Here is an 18,478-nt window from a genome sequence, read left to right as displayed (position 1 = left end):
TAGTACTGCCAGACCTACGGTGAACGCGGATCTTCTCCGACCCCGCCGCCCGGCAGAGCGTGGATCCATGACCATTTCACGCATCGTACTTGTCACCGGCGCCGCCAGCGGGATCGGCGCCGCCATCGCAACCCGCCTCGCCGCCGACGGCGCCTCGGTCGCCCTGCTGGCTCGCCGCCGCGACCGGCTCGAGAAGGTCGCCGCCCAGATCGCCGAGTCCGGCGGTACGGCGCTCGTCGTACCGGCTGATGTCACCGACGCGGACTCCGTGGCTGAGGCGGCCGCCGTAGTTCAGGAGCGCTTCGGCGACCTGGACCTGCTGGTGAACAACGCCGGCCTGATGAAGGTGGTCCCGTTCGGCGACGCGCCCGCCGCGGACTGGCGGCGTACCGTCGACGTCAACCTGTCCGGCGTCCTCACCGTCACGCATGCGTTCCTGCCGGCGTTGAAGCGGTCGGCGGCAACGCGGACCACCGATCTGATCAACGTCTCGTCGGCCGCCGCGCAGCGCTTCCTGCCGGGGATGGCGGCGTACGGCGCCTCGAAGGCAGGAGTCAGCTATCTCACGCGGGCGCTACGGACCGAGCTCGCCGGGGAGGGCATCCGGGTGACCAACCTCGAGCCCGGCATGGTCGACGGCACCGAGCTGGCCGACGACTTCCCGGCCGAACTGCGGTCGATGGTCGACGACCTCCGCACCAGCCTGCCGGCAGTCCCCGCCGCCGAGGTCGCCGACCTGATCGCAAACGTCGTCAGCCGGCCGCGCGAGGTCAACCTGCCAGACCTGCTCATCCAGCCATCGCGGGAGGTCTGAGGGCAACCGTCGTCCGTCCCGATCGCCGGTGACGGCCAAGCCTCGCGCACGAACCCAGCACTGTGCGGGATCGCCCGACGACGGCGATGACCCGGGGTTAACCTCCGTGCTTTCTGCTGCGGACGGCTAGTTCCTCGGCGGTGATCAGGTCGGTGTGGGTGCCGGGGGAGCCGCAGGCCCAGGCGCCCGCGATCGAGCCGGCGACGGCAGCGTCGTACCAGGTGACGCCGTCGAGGTAGCGCGCCAGGAACGCGGCGACGTAGGCGTCGCCGGCGCCGTTGGTGTCGATCACCGGCCGGTCGGGGAGCTGGATGGCCGGCAGATGCTGTGCGGGCTGGTTCCGGACGTAGAGGTAGCTGCCGTCGGCGCCGGCCATCGCGACGACGACCTCGGCGCGGCCGTTGGCGAAGATCCAGTCGACCGCGTCCGGCGGCAGCGCGCTGGTCGAGACGAAGACGATGTCGGCCGCCGTCGCGAAGTCCTTGTGGTAGTCGTTGCGCCCGTCCCAGTCGTGCAGGTCGGTCGAGATCGTGCAGCCGACCGCGATCGCGTCGCCCAGGGCGTAGCGCGCGAAGTCCATGATCGAGACGTGGACGTGCTGGGAGTGGACGACGTTCAGCCGCCACAGGTCCGGGTCGACCCGCAGTCCGGGCGGGTGCCGGGCGTCGTACAGCGAGAGGCGCTGACCGTCGGGTGCGACCAGGTTGACCGATCGGCGGGTGCCGCTGGGGTGGAACGCGACGTGCAGGGGGAGACGGAGTTCGTCGTACGCCTGGCGGATGCGATCGCCCTCGGCGTCGGCGCCGATCACGTCGACCAGGGCGGTGCGCAGGCCGAGCAGGTGGCAGCCGAGGGTGACGCCGTGGCCGGTGTGGCCCAGGTACGACTCGATCGGCTCGACCCCGATCGTCTCCACCGTCGCCAATGGCAGGCTCGGCACACGCACGATCGTGTCGATCCCCACTCCACCGATCACCAGCACATCCAGCTCCACCCGTCCCGTATACCTGACTTTCGACAGGGATGACAGGTGTCTCTCGGTAGCTGAACACAACCTGTCCGTACGGCAGGCTCGCTGACACCGCTCAGGCGGTACTCCTTCGACTCGGAGTACGGCCCGTTACTGCTTGATCGGGGCTCCGGTCTTCTCCTGCAGTTCGTCGAAGGTGACGCCGTCGGCGAGCTCGACCAGTTGCAGCCCATCGTCCGTGACGTCCAGCACGGCCAGGTCGGTGATGATCCGGTTGACCACGCCACGGCCGGTGTACGGCAGGTCGCACTCCTCCAGGATCTTGTGCGAACCGTCCTTGGCGACGTGCTCCATCAACACGATCACCTTCTTGGCGCCGTGCACCAGGTCCATCGCGCCGCCCATGCCCTTGACCATCTTGCCGGGGATCATCCAGTTGGACAGATCGCCCTTGGCCGAGACCTGCATGGCGCCCAGGATGGCCGCGTCGATCGCGCCACCGCGGATCATCCCGAACGACAGCGCGGAGTCGAAGAACGACGCCCCCGGCAGCGTCGTCACGGTCTCCTTGCCGGCGTTGATCAGGTCCGGGTCCTCGTCCCCCTCGACCGGGTACGGGCCGACGCCGAGGATGCCGTTCTCGCTCTGCAGGACGACGGTGACGCCGTCGGGGATGTAGTTCGGGACCAGGGTCGGCAGGCCGATGCCGAGGTTCACGTACTCGCCGTCGGCCAGCTCGGCGGCAGCCCGGGCGGCCATCTGCTCACGGGTGAGTGGCATGCTCAGGCCTCCTTCTTCTGGACGGTGAGCTTCTCGATGCGCTTCTCGATGTCCTTGCCGACCGCAACTACTCGCTGGACGTAGACACCCGGCAGGTGGATCTCGTCGGGGTCCAGCTCACCAGGCTGGACCAGCTCCTCCACCTGCGCGATGGTGACACGCCCGGCCATCGCGGCCAGCGGGTTGAAGTTGCGCGCGCTGCGGTCGAAGACCAGGTTGCCCTGGGTGTCGCCCTTGAGCGCGTGCACCAGGCCGAAGTCCGTGGTGATCGATTCCTCCAGCACGTACGTCGTGCCGCCGATCTCCCGGGTCTCCTTCGGCTCCGAGGCCTTCGCGACCGAGCCGTCGGGGTTGTACCTCTGCGGCAGCCCGCCGTCGGCGACCTGGGTGCCGACGCCGGCCAGCGTGAAGAACGCGGCGATCCCGCAACCACCCGCGCGCAGCTTCTCGGCCAGCGTGCCCTGCGGGGTCAGCTCGACCTCCAGCTCACCGGACAGGAACTGACGGGCGAACTCCTTGTTCTCCCCGACGTACGACGAGGTCATCTTGGCGATCCGCTTGTCCGCCAGCAGGATGCCGAGACCCCAGTCGTCGACACCGCAGTTGTTCGACACGACGCTGAGCCCGCTCACCCCCTTGTCGTGCAGAGCGGTGATCAGCTCCATCGGGTTGCCGCACAGCCCGAAGCCGCCGACCGCAAGGCTCGCGCCGTCCCCGATGTCGTCCACCGCGGCCTGCGGTGAGTCGTACGTCTTATCCATCAGCTGCTCCGTTGCAGTCACAATGCTGGGTCGCTCCCGACTCTAACCAGCCCGCTGCCCTCCCGCGATGTGGCCGCGGCCACAGATGTAGCGGCGTACCACCGGGATATGTGGTCGGGTGCTATGCGGAGGCTTCGGACGCGTTCAGCACCGCGAGTTCGTGCAGGGCTTCGGAGTGGGCGTCCTCCAGCTCCGGGAAGGCGAGGACCGAGGAGAGGTGGGCGCGGGCCGCGGGCAGGTTGCCGGAGTGCCGGGCCGTGCGGGCCAGACCGAGCCGAGCGGCCGCCACGGTCTCCGGGAAGTCGGCGTGCTCGCCGATGGCCAGAGCGCGGCTGTAGTCCTCGTGAGCGTCTTCCAGCTTGCCCAAGGCCCGGTAGAGGTCGCCGCGCTCACACAGCAGCCGCGCGGTCTCCTCACCGAGGCACAGCTCCTCTGCCAGCCGCAGAGCGTCCGTCGTGAGGTCCAGCGGCTCGTCGACGACCTGCCGGAGTGCGGTCAGGGCGAGGAACATGCCCCAGCGGTCCTCGAGCATCCGGAAGCGTCCCAGCGCCGTACGTAATGCCTGTGCGGCATCACTCGGCGCTGCGCGCGTGAGACCCGGGTAGCCCCGGCAGAGCTCGACGGCTGCGCGGGCCCAGGCGTCGCCGGACTCGTTGCGCTCCAGGACGTCCTCGACCACAGCGGCAGGCTCGAACGGCCCGAACACCAGCGACCACAGCAGCACGGTCACGGAGTACCGGAACGGCCCGGTCGCCGTCAGCACGATCTGCTGGGCCAGCTCCACCTGCTCCTGCTCGGCCGACGCGGCCCCGTGGATCACCGCCAGCAGATACTCCTCGTCGAGCCCGACCGGCACGGTGCGGCCCAGCATGCTGAGCACCCGCTCGGCGGCCGCCGCGGCCTCGTCCTGCAGGCCGCGCGACCACCAGTACGCCGAGTACCGCGCCACCAGCCGGAGGGCGGTCCGCAGGTCGCTCTCGCACGCGCGCTCGATCGCGCTGACGACCTGGTCGCCCTCGAGGTGGTTCAGCTCGCCGGAGCCCCCCAAAGTCACGTAACTCATTGTTACTCGGGCCTGTGAACGCCATGTCACCGGGTCAGAAACGGAGGACTCCCCACCGGTCCGGCCGGTGCATGTCCTCGATGTACTGCGGCGACCACACCCAGAACTCGATGCCGTCACCCTTCACGTACGCGCCGTCGACCACCTCGTGCGGCCACTCGCACCGCATCAGGTTCATCCGCCACTCGTCACCCGGGTTCGGCGGGGTCGCTCGGCCCGCGTTGTACGACGCCAGGTCGGCCCACGGTACGGCGAGCTCCACGGACCACGCGGTGTCGGTGTCGGACGGGTCGTTGACCGTTCCGTCGAGGTGGATCGCGGTCCGCAGCCCGGGCAGGTTGGTCGGGTCGATCGGTACGCCGCCGTCGATGTACGGCTTGGGCAGCGTGAGCTCCCAGATCGTGCCGAGCGGGTTGATCTCGAACTCGTAGTAGTTCTGGCCGTCGCCGTCCGGGTCGAGGAACAGCTCGAAGTTGTTCTCGTGGAAGAGCTTGCTGTTCTTCTCGGTCATCGTCGACCAGAGGTGCGGCTCCTCGAGGACGCCGCCGACGTACAGGTACTGGTCGTCGTACATCAGCTTCGCCCGGGTCCGGAACCGCGGCGCCGGTCCCTCGCCGGCGATCGGGACGAAGTCGGTGGTCCAGGGGGCGACGTCCCAGGCGGGATCGGTCAGGGTGCCGTCGAGGTTCGGCGCGGCCGGGGTCCGCGGGCACTCGTAGACGGGCAGGTCAGGCATCGGCACGCTCCAGCAGTCGGGCGACGAGATTGGCGAGCAGGAAGGTGATCGCGGTCAGGACCGGGACGACAGCCAGGGTCCACGGCGAGTCGAGGCTCCCGGTCAGGAAGGCCAGTACGAGGACCAGCATGAACGCGACCCCGAGGAACGCGATCAGCCGGGGGTGCGGCATCGCCAGCCGGCTCAGCGCGAGCCCGCCGAGGACGATCGTCACGACCACGATCAGGACCAGCAGCGGCAACCCGAGGGCACCGCAGCTCGTGGTGTCGCGGAACCGCTCACAACTGCGCTCACTCAGCCACACCAGCGCGATCGTCGCGAACCCGCACAACAGCCCCACGACGGCCAGGATCAGCAGCGGCGGCAACGGCGGCGCGTCGAACCGGCCCTCGTCGTCCTCCTCGGCCGCGTCCTCGTCGGCGGCCTCCAGGACGGCCTCGAGATCCTCGGGCATCCGGCCGTCGTCGTCCTGACTCATTGCCGCAGGCTATCGGGATTACGCGGCTCCCAGGGAGTCCGCGATCGCGTCGCGGACCTCCGCGTCCGTCGGGGTGGCGATGCCGCGCTCGGCCGCGAGGTCGGCGAGCGAGACCATCGTGACATCGTGCAGCCCGCAACTCGTGAACGTGTGAAACACCGTCATGTCGGGATCCACGTTCACCGAGAACCCGTGGCTGGTCACGCCACGCCGGATCCGCATCCCGATCGAACACAGCTTCCGGCCGTCCTCGGTCCACACCCCGACCAGACTGCTCGCCCCCTTCGGTGTGTCCCGTCGTACCAGCGGGAAGCCGAGCGAGCCGAGCGCGTCGATCAGCCCGTTCTCGACCCACCGCACGATGTCCACCGGTCCGCGCGACTTCAGGTCGACGACCAGATACCCGACCAGCTGTCCCGGTCCGTGGTACGTCGCGAAGCCACCGCGATCGACCGCGACGGCCGGGATGCCGGCCGTCTCCGCGGGCAGATCGTCGAGCGCGGTCCGCGGCCCGTACGTGATCACCGGCGGATGACTCAGCAGGAAGAGCCGATCCCCGGCCGCCCCCGCCACCCGCTCCTCGACCCAGCCACGCATCTCCTTGGCCGCGACCTCGTACTCCAGCTCACCCAGATCAACCCGCTGCATGACGCCAGCCTAGACAGCACAAAGGCGGTGACCGGAGTCACCGCCTTGTGTTGGTCGGGCTGACAGGATTTGAACCTGCGACCTCTTCGTCCCGAACGAAGCGCGCTACCAAGCTGCGCCACAGCCCGAAGTCGCCGTTAGCTTACATGCGCCGACCGTGGGGACGAAATCGGGTTTATCCGCGGCACGAGAGTGAGCAATGTCGCCTCCGGCCGGCAGGCGAACCGGACCGGCGCGTACGGCGAAGTGCCGAGACCCGCGGACACGTGCAGAGCCGCTTGGCGGCCGTTGTGGCCCCACGTGGACAGGCCCTTCACCCGCGAGGTGTCCAGATCGCAGTTGGTCACGAGGGCGCCGTACAGCGGCACGGCGAGCTGGCCGCCGTGGGTGTGGCCGGCCAGGACCAGGGGATAGCCGTCGCCGACGAAGCCGTTCAGGACGCGCTGGTACGGCGCGTGCGTGACGCCGATGGACAGGTCGGCCGTCGGATCGATCTCACCCGCGACCTCGTCGTACCGGTCGCGCTTGATATGCGGGTCGTCGGTGCCGGCGAAGTCCAGCCGCAGGCCGTTGACCTTGACCGTCGCCTTGGCGTTGTTCAGGTCGGTCCACCCGGCACCGGTGAACGCGCGCCGCATCTCCTCGTACGGCAGGTCCGGGCCGTGCGGCTTGTGCCGCTGCTTGTGCGCCGGCAGCAAGTACTTGCCCGGGTTCTTGAAGTGCGGCTTCCAGTAGTCGTTGGAGCCGAACACGAACACACCCGGCACGTCGAGCAGATCGCCGTACGCGCGGAGCAGTGGCCGGACCGAATCCTCGTGGGAGAGGTTGTCGCCGGTGTTCACGATCAGGTCGGGCTCGAGCGCGGCCAGACCGTTCACCCAGTTGATCTTGCGCTCCTGGGTCGGCCACAGGTGCAGGTCGGACAGATGCAGGACCTTGAGCGGCGTGGATCCCTCCGGCAGCACCGGCACCGTGACTCTGCGCAGTGTGAACCAGCGCACCTCGACGCCGGCCGCGTACGCGACACAGACGGCGCCCACGGCACCGACGACCGCCGTGGCCTTGAGGGTGGTGGTGGCAATCCCGCGCAGACTCATTTCACCAGCCTGCCACAATCTCAGGTATGTCCAACTCCGGAATGAAGCAGCGCCTGCACGACGACATGACCGCCGCTCTGAAGGCGCGCGACGAGATCCGCAAGTCCACCCTGCGGATGGCGCTCACCGCGGTCACCAAGGAGGAGGTGGCCGGCAAGGAGGCCCGCGAGCTCTCCGACGCCGAGGTCGTCGACGTCCTCAGCTCCGAGGCGAAGAAGCGCCGTGAGTCCGTCGTCGCCTACCGCGAGGCCGGCCGCACCGAGCTCGCCGACAAGGAACAGGCCGAGGCGGACATCCTGGCCGAGTACCTGCCGGAGCAGTTGTCCCAGGAAGAGATCGTCGCCCTGGTGACCGAGACCATCGCCAGCACCGGAGCCGCCCAGCTGGGTCCCCGCGGGATCGGCAAGGTGATGGGCGCCCTTCAGCCCAAGATCAAGGGCAAGGCCGACGGCGGCGTCGTCTCCGCCGAGGTGAAGCGCCAACTGGGCGCCTGACGCAACGACGGCGAAGGGCCTCGTCCTGGCTGGACGAGGCCCTTCTCAGTTGCTAGCGGCCCCTGCCGCCACACTTGGGGTACTTCGGGTTCCACGGTGGGCAGTTGGGGTTGATGGTGGTCGGGCCGCCCGGTGGTTTGGTACCCGGTGGCTGGGCGGTGTTGGTCGGCTGGCCCGGCTGGTTCTGCTTGCTGCCGTTGGAGATGTAGATGGTGACCTTCGAGCCCTCGGGAGCGCCGTCGCGCTGGCGCGGAGTCGTGTAGGCGACCGTGCCGGCGGTCTCCTCGGAGTCGACGGTGCCGGGGGCAAGCTCCACCTGGAACCCGGCCTGGCGCAGCTTGTTGGTGGCGTCGTCCGGGTTCATGCCGTTCACGAACGGCAGATCCTTCACGTTGCCGCGCATGGTCTTGTCCGACGGCGCCGTGAAACGCGTCGTCGGGGCGCCCTGCAGAGCACCCTGCAACGCGGTCATCCACAGCGGCCCGGCGGTGCCGGAACCGGATGCGTCGCTCATCTTGTCGCCGTTGAGCGTCTGGTTGATCAGGTTCCGGTACGGGAGTGAGGCGTCGGCGACCACCGAGGCGGCAGCCAGCTTGCTGGAGTACCCGGAGAACCACACCGCCTTGTTCTCCTGGATCGTTCCGGTCTTACCGGCCAGGTCGCTGTTGCCGAACTTCAGGTGCTGGCCGGTGCCGCCCTGCTCCATCACCGTGTGCAGCACGGCGTTCACGCCGTCGGCGACCTCTGGGGCCAGCGCCTGCTTGCAGTTCGCGCCGGGAGACCCGACCGACTTGCCGGCGGCGTTCTTGATCGAGGTGACCAGCCACGGCGTGCAGTACATGCCGCGTGCGGCGAAGGCGGCGTACGCGCTGGACAGCTGCAGCGGTGTCACGAGGCCGACGCCGAGCGTCATAGACGGGTACTGGCCGAGCGGTTGGCCGGTCTGCGCGTCGACCATGCCCAAGGAGGTCGCGATCTTCGAGATCGCGCACAGGCCGGTCTGCTCCGACAACTGGATGAAGTAGGTGTTGGTCGACTTCTGCGCCGCCTCGACCATCGTCGGGTCCGGAACGTTGTTGGTCGAGTTCTGCGGCGACCAGCCCTTCTCGGCGGTGACGTGCCCGTCGCAGGTCGTCCACTTCTTCCCGCCCAGGTTGATCGGGCTGGGCGAGACGATCTGGTAGTTCAGCGGGATGCCCTTCTGGATCGCGGCCGCGATCGTGAAGGCCTTCATCGTCGAACCGTTCTGGAAGCCGCCATACCCACCGGGGTAGGACTTCTCGACGTTGTAGTTGTACGACGTCTGGTTCTTCTTGCCGCCGTACGGCTTGCTCTGCACCATTGCCTTCACCAGGCCGGTGCCGGGCTCGACGATCGTGATCGCCGCGATCGCGGAGTCGGTGGGCTTGGAATGGATGTCGATCGAGTGCTGCGCGGCCTTCTGGATCTTCGGGTCGAGCGACGTCCGGACGGTGAGGCCGGCGGTCTTGAGGAAGTTCTCGCGGTCGACCTTGGTCTTGCCGAAGGCCGGGTTCGCCTCGAGCTGGGAGACGACGTACTCGCAGTAGAACGGGTACGGGCCGTTGGCGCAGCCGAGTTTGTTCGGGCGGACCTTGGCCGGGTCGATGACCGGCGTCTTCAGGGCCGAGTTCGCCTGGGCCACCGAGATGACCTTGAGCTCGAGCATCCGCTTGACGACCACGTCGCGGCGGTCCTTGGCGCGCTTCATGTCGTTGGTCGGGTCGTAGCCGGTCGGGTTCTTCACCAGGCCGGCCAGCAGTGCGGCCTGCGGCAGGGTCAGCTGGGAGGCGTTCACGGAGAAGTAGTGCTGCGCGGCGGCCTGGATGCCCCAGGCGCCGTCGCCGAAGTTCGCCAGGTTGAGGTACTTCTCCAGGATCTCGTTCTTCGAGTACTCCTTCTCGACCGCGATCGCGTACCGCAGCTCGGCGACCTTGCGCTGGTACGTGTCGGCAGTCGCCTCCGCGACCTCCTCGGGCGTCTTCGCCTTCTCGACCAGGCTCACCTTCACGTACTGCTGGGTGATGCTCGAGCCGCCCTGCTGGATACCGCCCGAGGACTTGTTCTGCAGCAGCGCGCGCAGCGTGCCCTTGAGGTCCAGCGCGCCGTGCTGGTAGAACCGGTCGTCCTCGATCGCGACGATCGCCTTCTGCATGATCGGCGCGACCGCGCCGAGCTTGACCGGCACCCGGTTCTGCTCGGCCAGGGTGGCGATCACCGAGCCGTCGGCGGCCAGGATGGTGCTCTTCTGTTTCTGCGGGACCTCGTCGAACTGCTGCGGCAGGTCCTGCAGGGTCTCGTTGGTCTTCTGTGTAGTGAACCCGGCCAAGCCGGCGAACGGGATGGCCAAACCGGCGGCCAAGGCCCCCGACAGCACGCTCACCCCTAGGAACAGAACCACCGATTGGACGACTCCCCGGTCACCCTTCTCCCTGACGCGCATGGTTATAGAGACTACGGGAACGCCTGGTTGGGTTACCGCCATGATTGTGAGCTCCATCACGCTCTGCGGGAGGTGCTATCAAGTTTCATCCAAAAGGAGGAGGGCCCGAGCAATCGCTCGGGCCCTCCTGCGGTACGACGGGTCAGGCGGCGTACTGGTGTACGTCGACCTGAGCCGGTTCCAGCGCCAGCTCCAGGACCTCGCGGACGTCGCTCACCGGGTGAACGGTCAGCTCCGACAGCACGGACTCCGGCACGTCCTCCAGGTCCGGCTCGTTCCGCTTCGGGATCAGGATCGTGGTCAACCCGGCCCGGTGCGCGGCGAGCAGCTTCTGCTTCACCCCACCGATCGGGAGGACCCGTCCGGTCAGCGACACCTCACCGGTCATCGCGACCTCCGAGCGGACCGGCCGCCCGGACAGCAGCGACGCCAGCGCCGTTGTCATCGTCACACCCGCCGACGGACCGTCCTTCGGGACCGCACCGGCCGGCACGTGGATGTGGGTGTTCCGCTCGGCCAGGTCGCTGACGGGCAGCCCCAGCTCCGCGCCGTGCGAGCGCAGGTACGACAGGGCGATCTGCGCCGACTCCTTCATCACGTCACCGAGCTGTCCGGTCAACGTGACTCCGGTCGGGCCGGTCTCCTTGTCCGCCAGCGATGCCTCGATGAAGAGCACATCACCGCCGGCACCCGTGACTGCCAGACCAGTGGCCACACCCGGCAGCGCCGTACGCTCTGCCGTCTCCGGCGTGAACTTCGGCGAGCCCAGGTACTGCTTCAGGTCACCCGCACCGACGGTCAGGTTGCCGACGTCCTCGCCAAGCGCGAGCTTCGCCGTCACCTTGCGCAGCACCCGGGAGATCCCACGCTCCAGCTGCCGTACGCCGGCCTCACGCGTGTACTCGCCGGCCAGCAGTCGCAGCGCCGAGTCGTCGACGGTCACCTCGTCCGCCGTCAGGCCCGCCCGCTCCAGCTGACGCGGGAGCAGGTGGTCACGGGCGATGACGACCTTCTCGTCCTCGGTGTACCCGTCCAGCTGCACCAGTTCCATCCGGTCCAGCAGAGGCGCCGGGATGGAGTCCAGCACGTTCGCCGTGGCCAGGAAGACCACGTCGGACAGGTCCAGCTCGACCTCCAGGTAGTGGTCCCGGAAGGTGTGGTTCTGCGCGGGGTCCAAGACCTCCAGCAGCGCGGCGGTCGGGTCACCCCGGTAGTCCGCGCCCACCTTGTCGATCTCGTCCAGCAGCACGACCGGGTTCATCGATCCGGCCTCGGTGATGGCCCGAACGATCCGGCCCGGCAGAGCACCGACGTACGTACGCCGGTGACCGCGGATCTCGGCCTCGTCCCGAACACCACCCAGCGCGACCCGGACGAACTTCCGTCCCATCGCACGCGCCACGGACTCACCCAGCGAGGTCTTACCCACACCAGGCGGACCCACCAGAGCCAGTACGGCGCCACTACGACGCCCACCGACTACACCGAGACCACGGTCCGCGCGGCGACGCCGTACGGCCAGGTATTCGGTGATGCGCTCCTTCACGTCATCCAGTCCGGAGTGGTCCGCGTCCAGCACGGCCCGCGCCTCGCGGATGTCGTAGCTGTCCTCGGTCCGCTCGTTCCACGGCAGCTCGAGGACGGTGTCCAGCCAGGTCCGGATCCAGCCGACCTCGGGAGACTGCTCCGCGGTCCGCTCCAGCTTGTCGACCTCGGTGAGCGCGGCCTTGCGGACGTGCTCCGGCAGGTCGGCCGCCTCGACGCGGGCCCGGTAGTCCTCTTCCTCGGACTCGGCCTTACCGTCCAGCTCGGCCAGCTCCTTGCGGATCGCGGCCATCTGCTGGCGCAGCAGGAACTCTCGCTGCTGCTTCTCCATGCCCTCCTGGACGTCCTTCTGGATCGTCTCGGAGACCTCGAGCTCGGCGAGGTGGTCCTTCACCCAACCGATCAGCTTCTCCAGCCGCTCGGAGACGTTCGCGTTCTCCACCAGCCAGGACTTCTGCTCGTTGGTCAGGTACGACGCGTAGCCGGCCAAGTCGGACAGCTCCGCCGGGTCGTTCACCTGCTTCACGGAGTCGATCACCTGGTAGGCGCCGCGACGCTGCAGCACCGAGGTCATCAGGGTCTTGTACTCGCGCGCGAGCTCGGCCGACTTGGCGTCGGTGATCTCGTGCAGTTCGGTCGCGCTCACCCAGAGCGCGGCACCCGGACCGGTGGTCCCGGCGCCGATCAGGACCCTTGAGGTCCCGCGGATCACGGCCGCCTGGGCACCGCCCGGCAGCCGGCCGATCTGCTCGATCTCACCGAGCGTCCCGGCCTTCGCATATTTCCCGTCCAACCGCGGTACCAGCAGCACCTGGTCCTCGCCGGAGGCCTGGGCGGCGTCGATCGCGGCCCGGGCCTCGGGGTCGGCCAGTCGGACCGGCACGACCATTCCCGGCAGGACCACGACGTCGTCCAGCGGCAGAACAGGAAGATTCAACGTATCGGTCACGCTGTCACACCCTTATCCAAAGATTGAGTCTGACAGGCTCAACCACGGGCCCCACCAGGTCATTCCCGGCGTTCGCTGACGGTGAAATCAGGCTGTCAGCAGGTCCGCGATCTGGCGTAGACCACTCAGGTCGTGGACATCGTCGGCCAGCGCGGGCACCTCGACCGTCCGGATCGAGCGATGACCGCGCCGGAACCGGTTCGCCCGCTTGTGGTCACTGATGACCTGCTGCATCTTGTCCGCGTGCAGCCGCAGTACGGCGGCCGTCAGCGGCGACTTGTCTGCTTCCTCGAGCTTCTCCGCCGCGGCCAGTGAGCGCTCCGCCGACAGATCCGGCACCTGCGTGTTCGTCACCCGGTTCAGCACGACGCCGGCCAGCGGCATGCCTTCCTCACGCAACCGCTCGGCGAAGTACGACGCCTCCCGCAGCGCGTCGTTCTGCGGGGCGGCCACCACCAGGAAGGCGGTGTGCGGCTCCCGCAGCAGAGCCACCGTCTGCTCGGCCCGCTGCCGGAAACCACCGAACAACGTGTCGAACGCGGCAACGAACGTCTGTACGTCGGTCAGCACCTGAGCACCGAGCACCTTGTTCAGCACCGACATCGCCATGTTCACCCCGGCGGACATCAGCTTGAACGGCCCGCGGGCCGGCGCCAGCAGCAACCGCAGGAACCGTCCCTCCAGCAATGACGCCAGCCGCTCCGGTGCGTCGAGGAAGTCCAGTGCCGACCGCGACGGCGGTGTGTCCACCACGATCAGGTCCCACTCGCCGGTGCCCTCCGCCTGCTTGTGCAGCTGGCCGAGCTTCTCCATCGCCATGTACTCCTGCGTCCCCGCGAACGACGACGACAGCGCGACGTAGAAGGGATTCGCCAGGATCTGCTCGGCCTTCTCCGGCGTCGCGTGCGCGAGCACCACGTCGTCGAAGGTGCGCTTCATGTCCAGCATCATCGCGTCCAGCCGGCCGCCGTTCGCGGTGTCGACGTCGGCCACGGCCCGCGGGGTGTTGTCCAGCTCGGTCAGCCCGAGCGACTGCGCCAGCCGCCGCGCCGGGTCGATCGTCAGTACGACGACCTTCCGCCCGCGCTCGGCAGCGCGCAGACCAAGTGCCGCGGCCGTGGTCGTCTTGCCGACCCCACCCGCGCCGCAGGTAACCACAATGCGCGTCGCCGGGTCGTCGATCAAAGCATCCAGATCCAGGGCACTCATCCGCGGAGCTCCTCGGCCAAGTCCACCAGTGCACCCTGGTCGATGCCCTCCGGCTGCAGGGCGAGCTCGGTGACCCTCTTGCCGAGGGCCTCTATTCGGTCACGGTTCTCGCGTTCGAGTCCGACCCGGATCGCGTGATCGTGTGCCTCGGTGGCCAGCGTCTTGACCAGCTCGCTGCCGGCCGTGAGCCCGGCCGCCCGCAGGCCTCTGGTCAGCTCGGTGATCGGCAGTTTCTCCTTCACCGCAAGGGCCAGCGCGTCGTCGTCGAGCGGGCTCTTCCGGACCATGTTCACCACGATCGATCCGATCCGCAGGTCGAGGGCCTCGAGCTGCTCGACCGCGTCCAGGGTCTCCTGGACCGGCATCTCCTCGAGCAGCGTGACCAGGTGGATCCGGGTGACGTCCGAGCGCAGCATGCCCATGATCGCGTCCGCCTGGTTGCGGACCGGTCCGACCTTGGCCAGGCCAGCCACCTCCTGGTTCACGTTCAGGAACCGCGCGATCCGCCCGGTCGGTGGTGCGTCCAGCACGACAGCGTCGTACGCGAGCCGCCCGTGCGACTTCCGTCGCGTCGCCTCGTAGACCTTGCCGGTCAGCAGTACGTCGCGCAGGCCCGGCGCGATCGTGGTGACGAAGTCGATCGCGCCCACCTTCTCGAGTGCCTTCCCGGCCCGGCCGAGGTGGTAGTACATGTCGAGGTACTCCAGCAGCGCGGCCTCGGCGTCCACGGCCAGCGCGAACACCTCGCCGCCGCCGGGACCCTGGGCGATCCGGCGTTCGACGTACGGAAGGGGGGGTACGTCGAAGAGCTGGGCGAGCCCCTGGCGTCCTTCGACCTCGACCAGCAGAATGCGCTTCCCCTGGTCGGCCAGGGACAACGCCATAGCAGCCGCAACAGTCGTCTTCCCGGTGCCCCCTTTACCGGTGACCACGTGCAGTCTCGCCATGATCTCCAGGGTAGGACGTGGCCCACAGCACACTGGGATCGGAGCCCGTTAGAGTCCGTGTCATGAAGAAGTTCGAGTACTTCACCGCACCGCTGCTGGTCCACTCGACCAAGGAGATCCTGGACAACTTCGGCCAGGACGGCTGGGAGCTGGTCCAGGTCGTCCCGGGCCTGAACCCCGAGAACCTGGTCGCCTACTTCAAGCGGGAGATCGAGGACAAATGAGCCACCCCGAGGAGAAGCTGGCCGAGCTCGGCCTGAAGCTGCCCGACGTGGCCAAGCCGGTCGCCGCCTATATCCCGGTGGTGCGGACCGGCAACCTCGTCTACACGTCCGGCCAACTGCCGCTGCGTGACGGCACCCTGATCGCCACCGGCAAGGTCGGCGACGCGGTCAGCCCCGAGGTCGCGAGCGAGTGCGCCCAGCAGTGCGCGCTGAACGCGCTGGCCGCGGTCAAGTCCGAGATCGGCGACCTGGCGAACGTCAAGCGCATCGTCAAGGCGGTCGCGTTCATCGCCTCCACGCCGGACTTCACCGGTCAGCCGCAGGTGGCGAACGGCGCCTCCGAACTGTTCGGCCAGGTCTTCGGCGCGGCCGGCCAGCATGCCCGTAGTGCGGTCGGCGTACCCGTCCTGCCGCTCGACGCACCCGTCGAGGTCGAGTTGATCGTCGAGGTCGGCTGACCGCCGACCAGGGCGGTGGGCTGACAGTGCGCGATCTCACATCGCAGCTGATGTCCGGCCGGATGGCCGAGACGGCGCTGGCGCATGTCCGGGAAGGGCGGACGCCGGTCGAGTCGCGGCCGGCGTCGACGGTCATCCTGCTGCGTGACACTGCCGCCGGGCCGGAGGTCTACCTCCTCCGGCGGCAGCGGTCGATGGCGTTCGCGGCCGGGATGACAGTGTTCCCCGGCGGCCGGGTCGACGCGACCGACGCGACCATCGCCGACTCGTGGTCCGGGCCATCGCCGGCCTGGTTCGCGGACCGGCTGGGGTGCTCGGCGGATACCGCGGCGGCTTACGTGGCGGCCGCCGTACGGGAGACGTTCGAGGAGTCCGGCGTACTGCTGGCCGGGCCGTCGAGCTCGTCCGTGGTCGGCGACACGACCGGGGCGGACTGGGAGGCCGACCGGATCGCGCTCGAGACGCGCGAGCTCGGGTTTGCCGAGTTCCTGCACGGGCGTGGGCTGGTACTGCGGGCCGATCTGCTGGGTCCGTGGGCGCACTGGATCACACCCGAGTTCGAGCCCAAGCGGTACGACACCTGCTTCTTCGTCGCGGCGCTCCCGGCCGGCCAGATCACCCGGGACGTGACGAGCGAGTCTGACCAGGTCGCCTGGATGCGCCCCGCCGACGCGGTCGCCGCGGTCGAGGTCGGTGAGTTGGTGATGCTGCCCCCGACGTACGTGTGCTGCCGTGAACTCACGCCGTACGCCGACGTCGCCGCCAGCCTGGCTGAGGCGGGTGACCGCGAGATCCGGACGGTCCTGCCGACCGTGCGGGTGGACGGCGACGACGCCTACCTGGAGACGATATGAGAGTCACCGACTACGCGAGCCGGGTGCTCGCGAACAATCCCGGGCTGATGACGCTGGAGGGGACCAACGCGTGGATCCTGCGGGCGCCGGACGGGGAGCGGTCGGTGGTGGTCGACCCCGGGCCGATGCTGGAGGACCATCTCCGCGCGGTCCTGGACGCGGCCGACAAGGTCGCCGTCGTACTGCTCACGCACAAGCACCCGGATCACTCCGAGGGTGCGGCCTGGTTCGCGAACCAGGCGGGATGTGGGGTCCGGGCGGTGGATCCGGCGTTCCGCATCCCCACCGACCACGCTCACGGACTGTCCGAAGGTGACGTCATCACCGCCGACGGCCTCCGGATCGAGGTCCTGCCGACACCGGGCCACACGCTGGACTCGGTCTGCTTCTGGCTCCCGCAGGACGGCTCCCTGCTGACCGGCGACACGGTCCTCGGCCGCGGCACGTCCGTGGTAGCCCACCCGGATGGTGCCCTCGGCCCCTATCTCGACTCCCTGGAACGCCTCCGAGCCTTCGCCAACTCCCCAGCCGGCGTCGACCGCCTGCTCCCCGGCCACGGCCCCGTCATCGATGACCCCGGCGCAGTCCTCGACTTCTACCTCGAGCACCGCCAGGAACGCCTCGACCAGGTCCGCGCGGCAGTGGCCGCCGGCCACACGACTCCAGAGGCCGTCGTCGAACACGTGTACTCCGACGTAGATCGCACCCTCTGGCCCGCCGCCGAACGCTCCGTCCGAGCCCAACTCGACTACCTCAACTCCTGATCCGCCGCTGCAGCCGGGCTAGCCCATCGAGATGAGGGGTTGCCCCCTCAGTTTCTCAATGGGCAACCCCCCAAGTGAGGGGATAGCCATCGAGATCGGGGGTTGTCCGCTGCTGGAGGTTGTCCACAGGGGTGAAGGCGAGGGCAGCGGACGGTCGGTGGTTCGGGCGATGCTTGGTGGGTGAATCCGAAATTGAAGCGGCTCGCGGACCGGCAAGGCGGAGTGTTCAGCCGCGGCCAGGCCAGTGACTGCGGCTATACGCCCGACCAGATCCGCGACCGGATCAAGGACGGCCGATGGGAACGGATCCGCTACGGGCAGTACACAGAGGCAGCGGAGCTGAGCGAGCTGACGCCGTGGGATCTGCAGCTCGTGAAGCATCGGCGGTTGGTCCATGCGGTGATGAACTCCATCCGCCCCGGCGCCGTTGCCGTCAGCCACCAATCGGCGCTCGCCGTGCACGGCGTACCTCTGTGGGGACCGGATCTCACGGAGGTCCAGGTCAGCCGGCTGGACCGGCACCGAGGTGGTCGTATCGCCGGCGTACGGCACCATCGCGGCAAGTTGCCGCCGGACGATCTGTCGATGATGAGCGGCTTGCCGGTCACGACCGTGCCGCGTGCCTTGATCGAAACCGCCTGTACGTCGTCCTTCGAGGCGGCCGTGATCAGTGCTGACGCCGCGCACCGTGATCATGCGATCAGCCGGGACGACCTGCAGCGACTGGTGGAGGTGACAGCGTTCTGGCCCGGCAGTGCGACCGCACGGGCTGCTTTGCGCTTCAGTGACCCACTCTCGGAATCGGTCGGCGAGTCGCGGCTACGGGTGCTGATGCACAACCACGGCCTTCCGCCGCCGGTGCTTCAAGCCACCTTCACCGATGCCGGCGGCTTCGTCGGACGGGTCGACTTCTACTTCCCTGACCAGCGGACGGTGGTCGAGTTCGACGGGCTGCTGAAATATGCCGGTCGCACTCGGGAGAGCCTGATCCAGGAGAAATTCCGCGAAGACCGATTGCGCGCACTTGGTCTCGAGATCGTGCGCCTCACCTGGGCCGACTTGGACCACCCCGACCGGGTCATCGCCCGGATCCAGGTGGCTTTCGCCCGCTCCCGCCGTACCGCCTGACTCGCCAGCCCTGCCCACGGAGGTGAGGGGTTGCCCACTGAGATTCTGAGTGGGCAACCCCCGATCTCAGGGGATGACCACTCGGATCGGGGGTTTGC

At 68.5% G+C, this 18,478-nt stretch carries 19 protein-coding genes and 1 tRNA gene; 7 read left to right on the top strand and 13 right to left on the bottom strand.

Annotation, left to right across the window (positions count from 1 at the left end):
- Positions 1-67 precede the first annotated feature (67 nt).
- On the top strand, positions 68-814 hold the full coding sequence (locus ACXC9Q_RS29265; protein ID WP_457059845.1) for an SDR family oxidoreductase: 747 nt from the start codon (positions 68-70) through the stop codon (positions 812-814).
- A 97-nt stretch (positions 815-911) separates the two neighbouring features.
- Here ACXC9Q_RS29265 and ACXC9Q_RS29260 read toward each other — a convergent pair whose 3' ends face one another.
- The 9 genes from ACXC9Q_RS29260 to ACXC9Q_RS29220 all read right to left on the bottom strand — a co-directional run bounded on the left by ACXC9Q_RS29260 (position 912) and on the right by ACXC9Q_RS29220 (position 7,341).
- A complete protein-coding gene (locus ACXC9Q_RS29260; RefSeq protein WP_457059844.1) occupies positions 912-1,808 on the bottom strand; it encodes a carbohydrate kinase family protein in 897 nt (298 codons plus the stop codon).
- A 126-nt stretch (positions 1,809-1,934) separates the two neighbouring features.
- A complete protein-coding gene (locus tag ACXC9Q_RS29255) occupies positions 1,935-2,564 on the bottom strand; it encodes a 3-oxoacid CoA-transferase subunit B (protein ID WP_457059843.1) in 630 nt (209 codons plus the stop codon).
- Between the two features lie 2 nt (positions 2,565-2,566).
- Entirely contained in the window at positions 2,567-3,325 is a 759-nt protein-coding gene (locus tag ACXC9Q_RS29250) for a CoA transferase subunit A (RefSeq protein WP_457059842.1), read from the bottom strand.
- Positions 3,326-3,446: 121 nt separating this feature from the next.
- Entirely contained in the window at positions 3,447-4,379 is a 933-nt protein-coding gene (locus tag ACXC9Q_RS29245; protein ID WP_457059841.1) for a tetratricopeptide repeat protein, read from the bottom strand.
- A 43-nt stretch (positions 4,380-4,422) separates the two neighbouring features.
- A complete protein-coding gene (locus tag ACXC9Q_RS29240; protein WP_457059840.1) occupies positions 4,423-5,124 on the bottom strand; it encodes a carbohydrate-binding family 9-like protein in 702 nt (233 codons plus the stop codon).
- Positions 5,117-5,602 carry a hypothetical protein gene (locus tag ACXC9Q_RS29235; RefSeq protein ID WP_457059839.1) on the bottom strand — a complete coding sequence of 162 codons (486 nt, stop codon included), beginning with the start codon at positions 5,600-5,602 and terminating at the stop codon, positions 5,117-5,119. Before ACXC9Q_RS29235 ends, ACXC9Q_RS29240 begins: the two co-directional genes overlap by 8 nt.
- A gap of 18 nt (positions 5,603-5,620) precedes the next feature.
- On the bottom strand, positions 5,621-6,250 hold the full coding sequence (gene lipB / locus ACXC9Q_RS29230) for a lipoyl(octanoyl) transferase LipB (RefSeq protein WP_457059838.1): 630 nt from the start codon (positions 6,248-6,250) through the stop codon (positions 5,621-5,623).
- A 51-nt stretch (positions 6,251-6,301) separates the two neighbouring features.
- Positions 6,302-6,378 (bottom strand) — tRNA-Pro (locus ACXC9Q_RS29225).
- 9 nt (positions 6,379-6,387) lie between these two features.
- Positions 6,388-7,341, bottom strand: a complete 954-nt coding sequence (locus ACXC9Q_RS29220; protein ID WP_442914531.1) for a metallophosphoesterase — start codon at positions 7,339-7,341, stop codon at positions 6,388-6,390.
- Positions 7,342-7,373: 32 nt separating this feature from the next.
- Here ACXC9Q_RS29220 and ACXC9Q_RS29215 point away from each other — a divergent pair, with 32 nt between their 5' ends.
- Positions 7,374-7,841: a GatB/YqeY domain-containing protein gene (locus ACXC9Q_RS29215; protein ID WP_457059837.1), complete on the top strand. Its 468-nt coding sequence runs from the start codon at positions 7,374-7,376 to the stop codon at positions 7,839-7,841.
- Between the two features lie 52 nt (positions 7,842-7,893).
- On the opposite strand, the gene ACXC9Q_RS29210 is transcribed toward ACXC9Q_RS29215, so the two are convergent.
- The 4 genes from ACXC9Q_RS29210 to ACXC9Q_RS29195 form a co-directional block, all read right to left on the bottom strand.
- On the bottom strand, positions 7,894-10,302 hold the full coding sequence (locus ACXC9Q_RS29210) for a penicillin-binding protein (protein WP_457059836.1): 2,409 nt from the start codon (positions 10,300-10,302) through the stop codon (positions 7,894-7,896).
- A 142-nt stretch (positions 10,303-10,444) separates the two neighbouring features.
- The gene (gene lon, locus ACXC9Q_RS29205) at positions 10,445-12,796 is read right to left on the bottom strand and encodes an endopeptidase La (RefSeq protein ID WP_457059835.1); all 2,352 of its coding nucleotides are present in this window, start codon (positions 12,794-12,796) and stop codon (positions 10,445-10,447) included.
- Between the two features lie 87 nt (positions 12,797-12,883).
- Positions 12,884-14,005, bottom strand: a complete 1,122-nt coding sequence (locus tag ACXC9Q_RS29200) for an ArsA family ATPase (protein ID WP_457059834.1) — start codon at positions 14,003-14,005, stop codon at positions 12,884-12,886.
- The gene (locus ACXC9Q_RS29195; protein ID WP_457059832.1) at positions 14,002-14,952 is read right to left on the bottom strand and encodes an ArsA-related P-loop ATPase; all 951 of its coding nucleotides are present in this window, start codon (positions 14,950-14,952) and stop codon (positions 14,002-14,004) included. The genes ACXC9Q_RS29200 and ACXC9Q_RS29195 overlap by 4 nt, the downstream gene beginning before the upstream one ends.
- A gap of 62 nt (positions 14,953-15,014) precedes the next feature.
- Between ACXC9Q_RS29195 and ACXC9Q_RS29190 the strand changes: the two genes are divergently transcribed.
- The 5 genes from ACXC9Q_RS29190 to ACXC9Q_RS29170 all read left to right on the top strand — a co-directional run bounded on the left by ACXC9Q_RS29190 (position 15,015) and on the right by ACXC9Q_RS29170 (position 18,380).
- Positions 15,015-15,176 carry a DUF4177 domain-containing protein gene (locus tag ACXC9Q_RS29190; protein ID WP_165553378.1) on the top strand — a complete coding sequence of 54 codons (162 nt, stop codon included), beginning with the start codon at positions 15,015-15,017 and terminating at the stop codon, positions 15,174-15,176.
- Positions 15,173-15,634, top strand: a complete 462-nt coding sequence (locus ACXC9Q_RS29185; protein ID WP_329483632.1) for a RidA family protein — start codon at positions 15,173-15,175, stop codon at positions 15,632-15,634. Before ACXC9Q_RS29190 ends, ACXC9Q_RS29185 begins: the two co-directional genes overlap by 4 nt.
- A 26-nt stretch (positions 15,635-15,660) precedes the next feature.
- Positions 15,661-16,488 carry an NUDIX hydrolase gene (locus ACXC9Q_RS29180; RefSeq protein WP_457059831.1) on the top strand — a complete coding sequence of 276 codons (828 nt, stop codon included), beginning with the start codon at positions 15,661-15,663 and terminating at the stop codon, positions 16,486-16,488.
- Positions 16,485-17,252 (top strand): MBL fold metallo-hydrolase, encoded by a 768-nt coding sequence (locus ACXC9Q_RS29175; RefSeq protein WP_457059830.1) that lies wholly within the window; start codon positions 16,485-16,487, stop codon positions 17,250-17,252. The genes ACXC9Q_RS29180 and ACXC9Q_RS29175 overlap by 4 nt, the downstream gene beginning before the upstream one ends.
- A gap of 180 nt (positions 17,253-17,432) precedes the next feature.
- Positions 17,433-18,380 carry a type IV toxin-antitoxin system AbiEi family antitoxin domain-containing protein gene (locus ACXC9Q_RS29170; protein ID WP_457059829.1) on the top strand — a complete coding sequence of 316 codons (948 nt, stop codon included), beginning with the start codon at positions 17,433-17,435 and terminating at the stop codon, positions 18,378-18,380.
- Positions 18,381-18,478: the final 98 nt, after the last annotated feature.

Source organism: Kribbella sp. CWNU-51 (assembly GCF_054073265.1).
The sequence above is the reverse complement of the archived record's forward strand: the minus strand, read 5'-3'. Positions and strand labels throughout refer to the sequence as shown.

Bases quoted from the DNA above. Each gene is read 5' to 3' on its own strand.
- ACXC9Q_RS29200 (WP_457059834.1), bottom strand. From the start codon at position 14,005: ATGAGTGCCCTGGATCTGGATGCTTTGATCGACGACCCGGCGACGCGC.
- ACXC9Q_RS29235 (WP_457059839.1), bottom strand. From the start codon at position 5,602: ATGAGTCAGGACGACGACGGCCGGATGCCCGAGGATCTCGAGGCCGTC.
- ACXC9Q_RS29195 (WP_457059832.1), bottom strand. From the start codon at position 14,952: ATGGCGAGACTGCACGTGGTCACCGGTAAAGGGGGCACCGGGAAGACG.
- ACXC9Q_RS29175 (WP_457059830.1), top strand. From the start codon at position 16,485: ATGAGAGTCACCGACTACGCGAGCCGGGTGCTCGCGAACAATCCCGGG.
- lipB (WP_457059838.1), bottom strand. From the start codon at position 6,250: ATGCAGCGGGTTGATCTGGGTGAGCTGGAGTACGAGGTCGCGGCCAAG.
- ACXC9Q_RS29250 (WP_457059842.1), bottom strand. From the start codon at position 3,325: ATGGATAAGACGTACGACTCACCGCAGGCCGCGGTGGACGACATCGGG.
- ACXC9Q_RS29185 (WP_329483632.1), top strand. From the start codon at position 15,173: ATGAGCCACCCCGAGGAGAAGCTGGCCGAGCTCGGCCTGAAGCTGCCC.
- ACXC9Q_RS29210 (WP_457059836.1), bottom strand. From the start codon at position 10,302: ATGCGCGTCAGGGAGAAGGGTGACCGGGGAGTCGTCCAATCGGTGGTT.
- ACXC9Q_RS29240 (WP_457059840.1), bottom strand. From the start codon at position 5,124: ATGCCTGACCTGCCCGTCTACGAGTGCCCGCGGACCCCGGCCGCGCCG.
- ACXC9Q_RS29190 (WP_165553378.1), top strand. From the start codon at position 15,015: ATGAAGAAGTTCGAGTACTTCACCGCACCGCTGCTGGTCCACTCGACC.
- ACXC9Q_RS29255 (WP_457059843.1), bottom strand. From the start codon at position 2,564: ATGCCACTCACCCGTGAGCAGATGGCCGCCCGGGCTGCCGCCGAGCTG.
- ACXC9Q_RS29265 (WP_457059845.1), top strand. From the start codon at position 68: ATGACCATTTCACGCATCGTACTTGTCACCGGCGCCGCCAGCGGGATC.
- ACXC9Q_RS29215 (WP_457059837.1), top strand. From the start codon at position 7,374: ATGTCCAACTCCGGAATGAAGCAGCGCCTGCACGACGACATGACCGCC.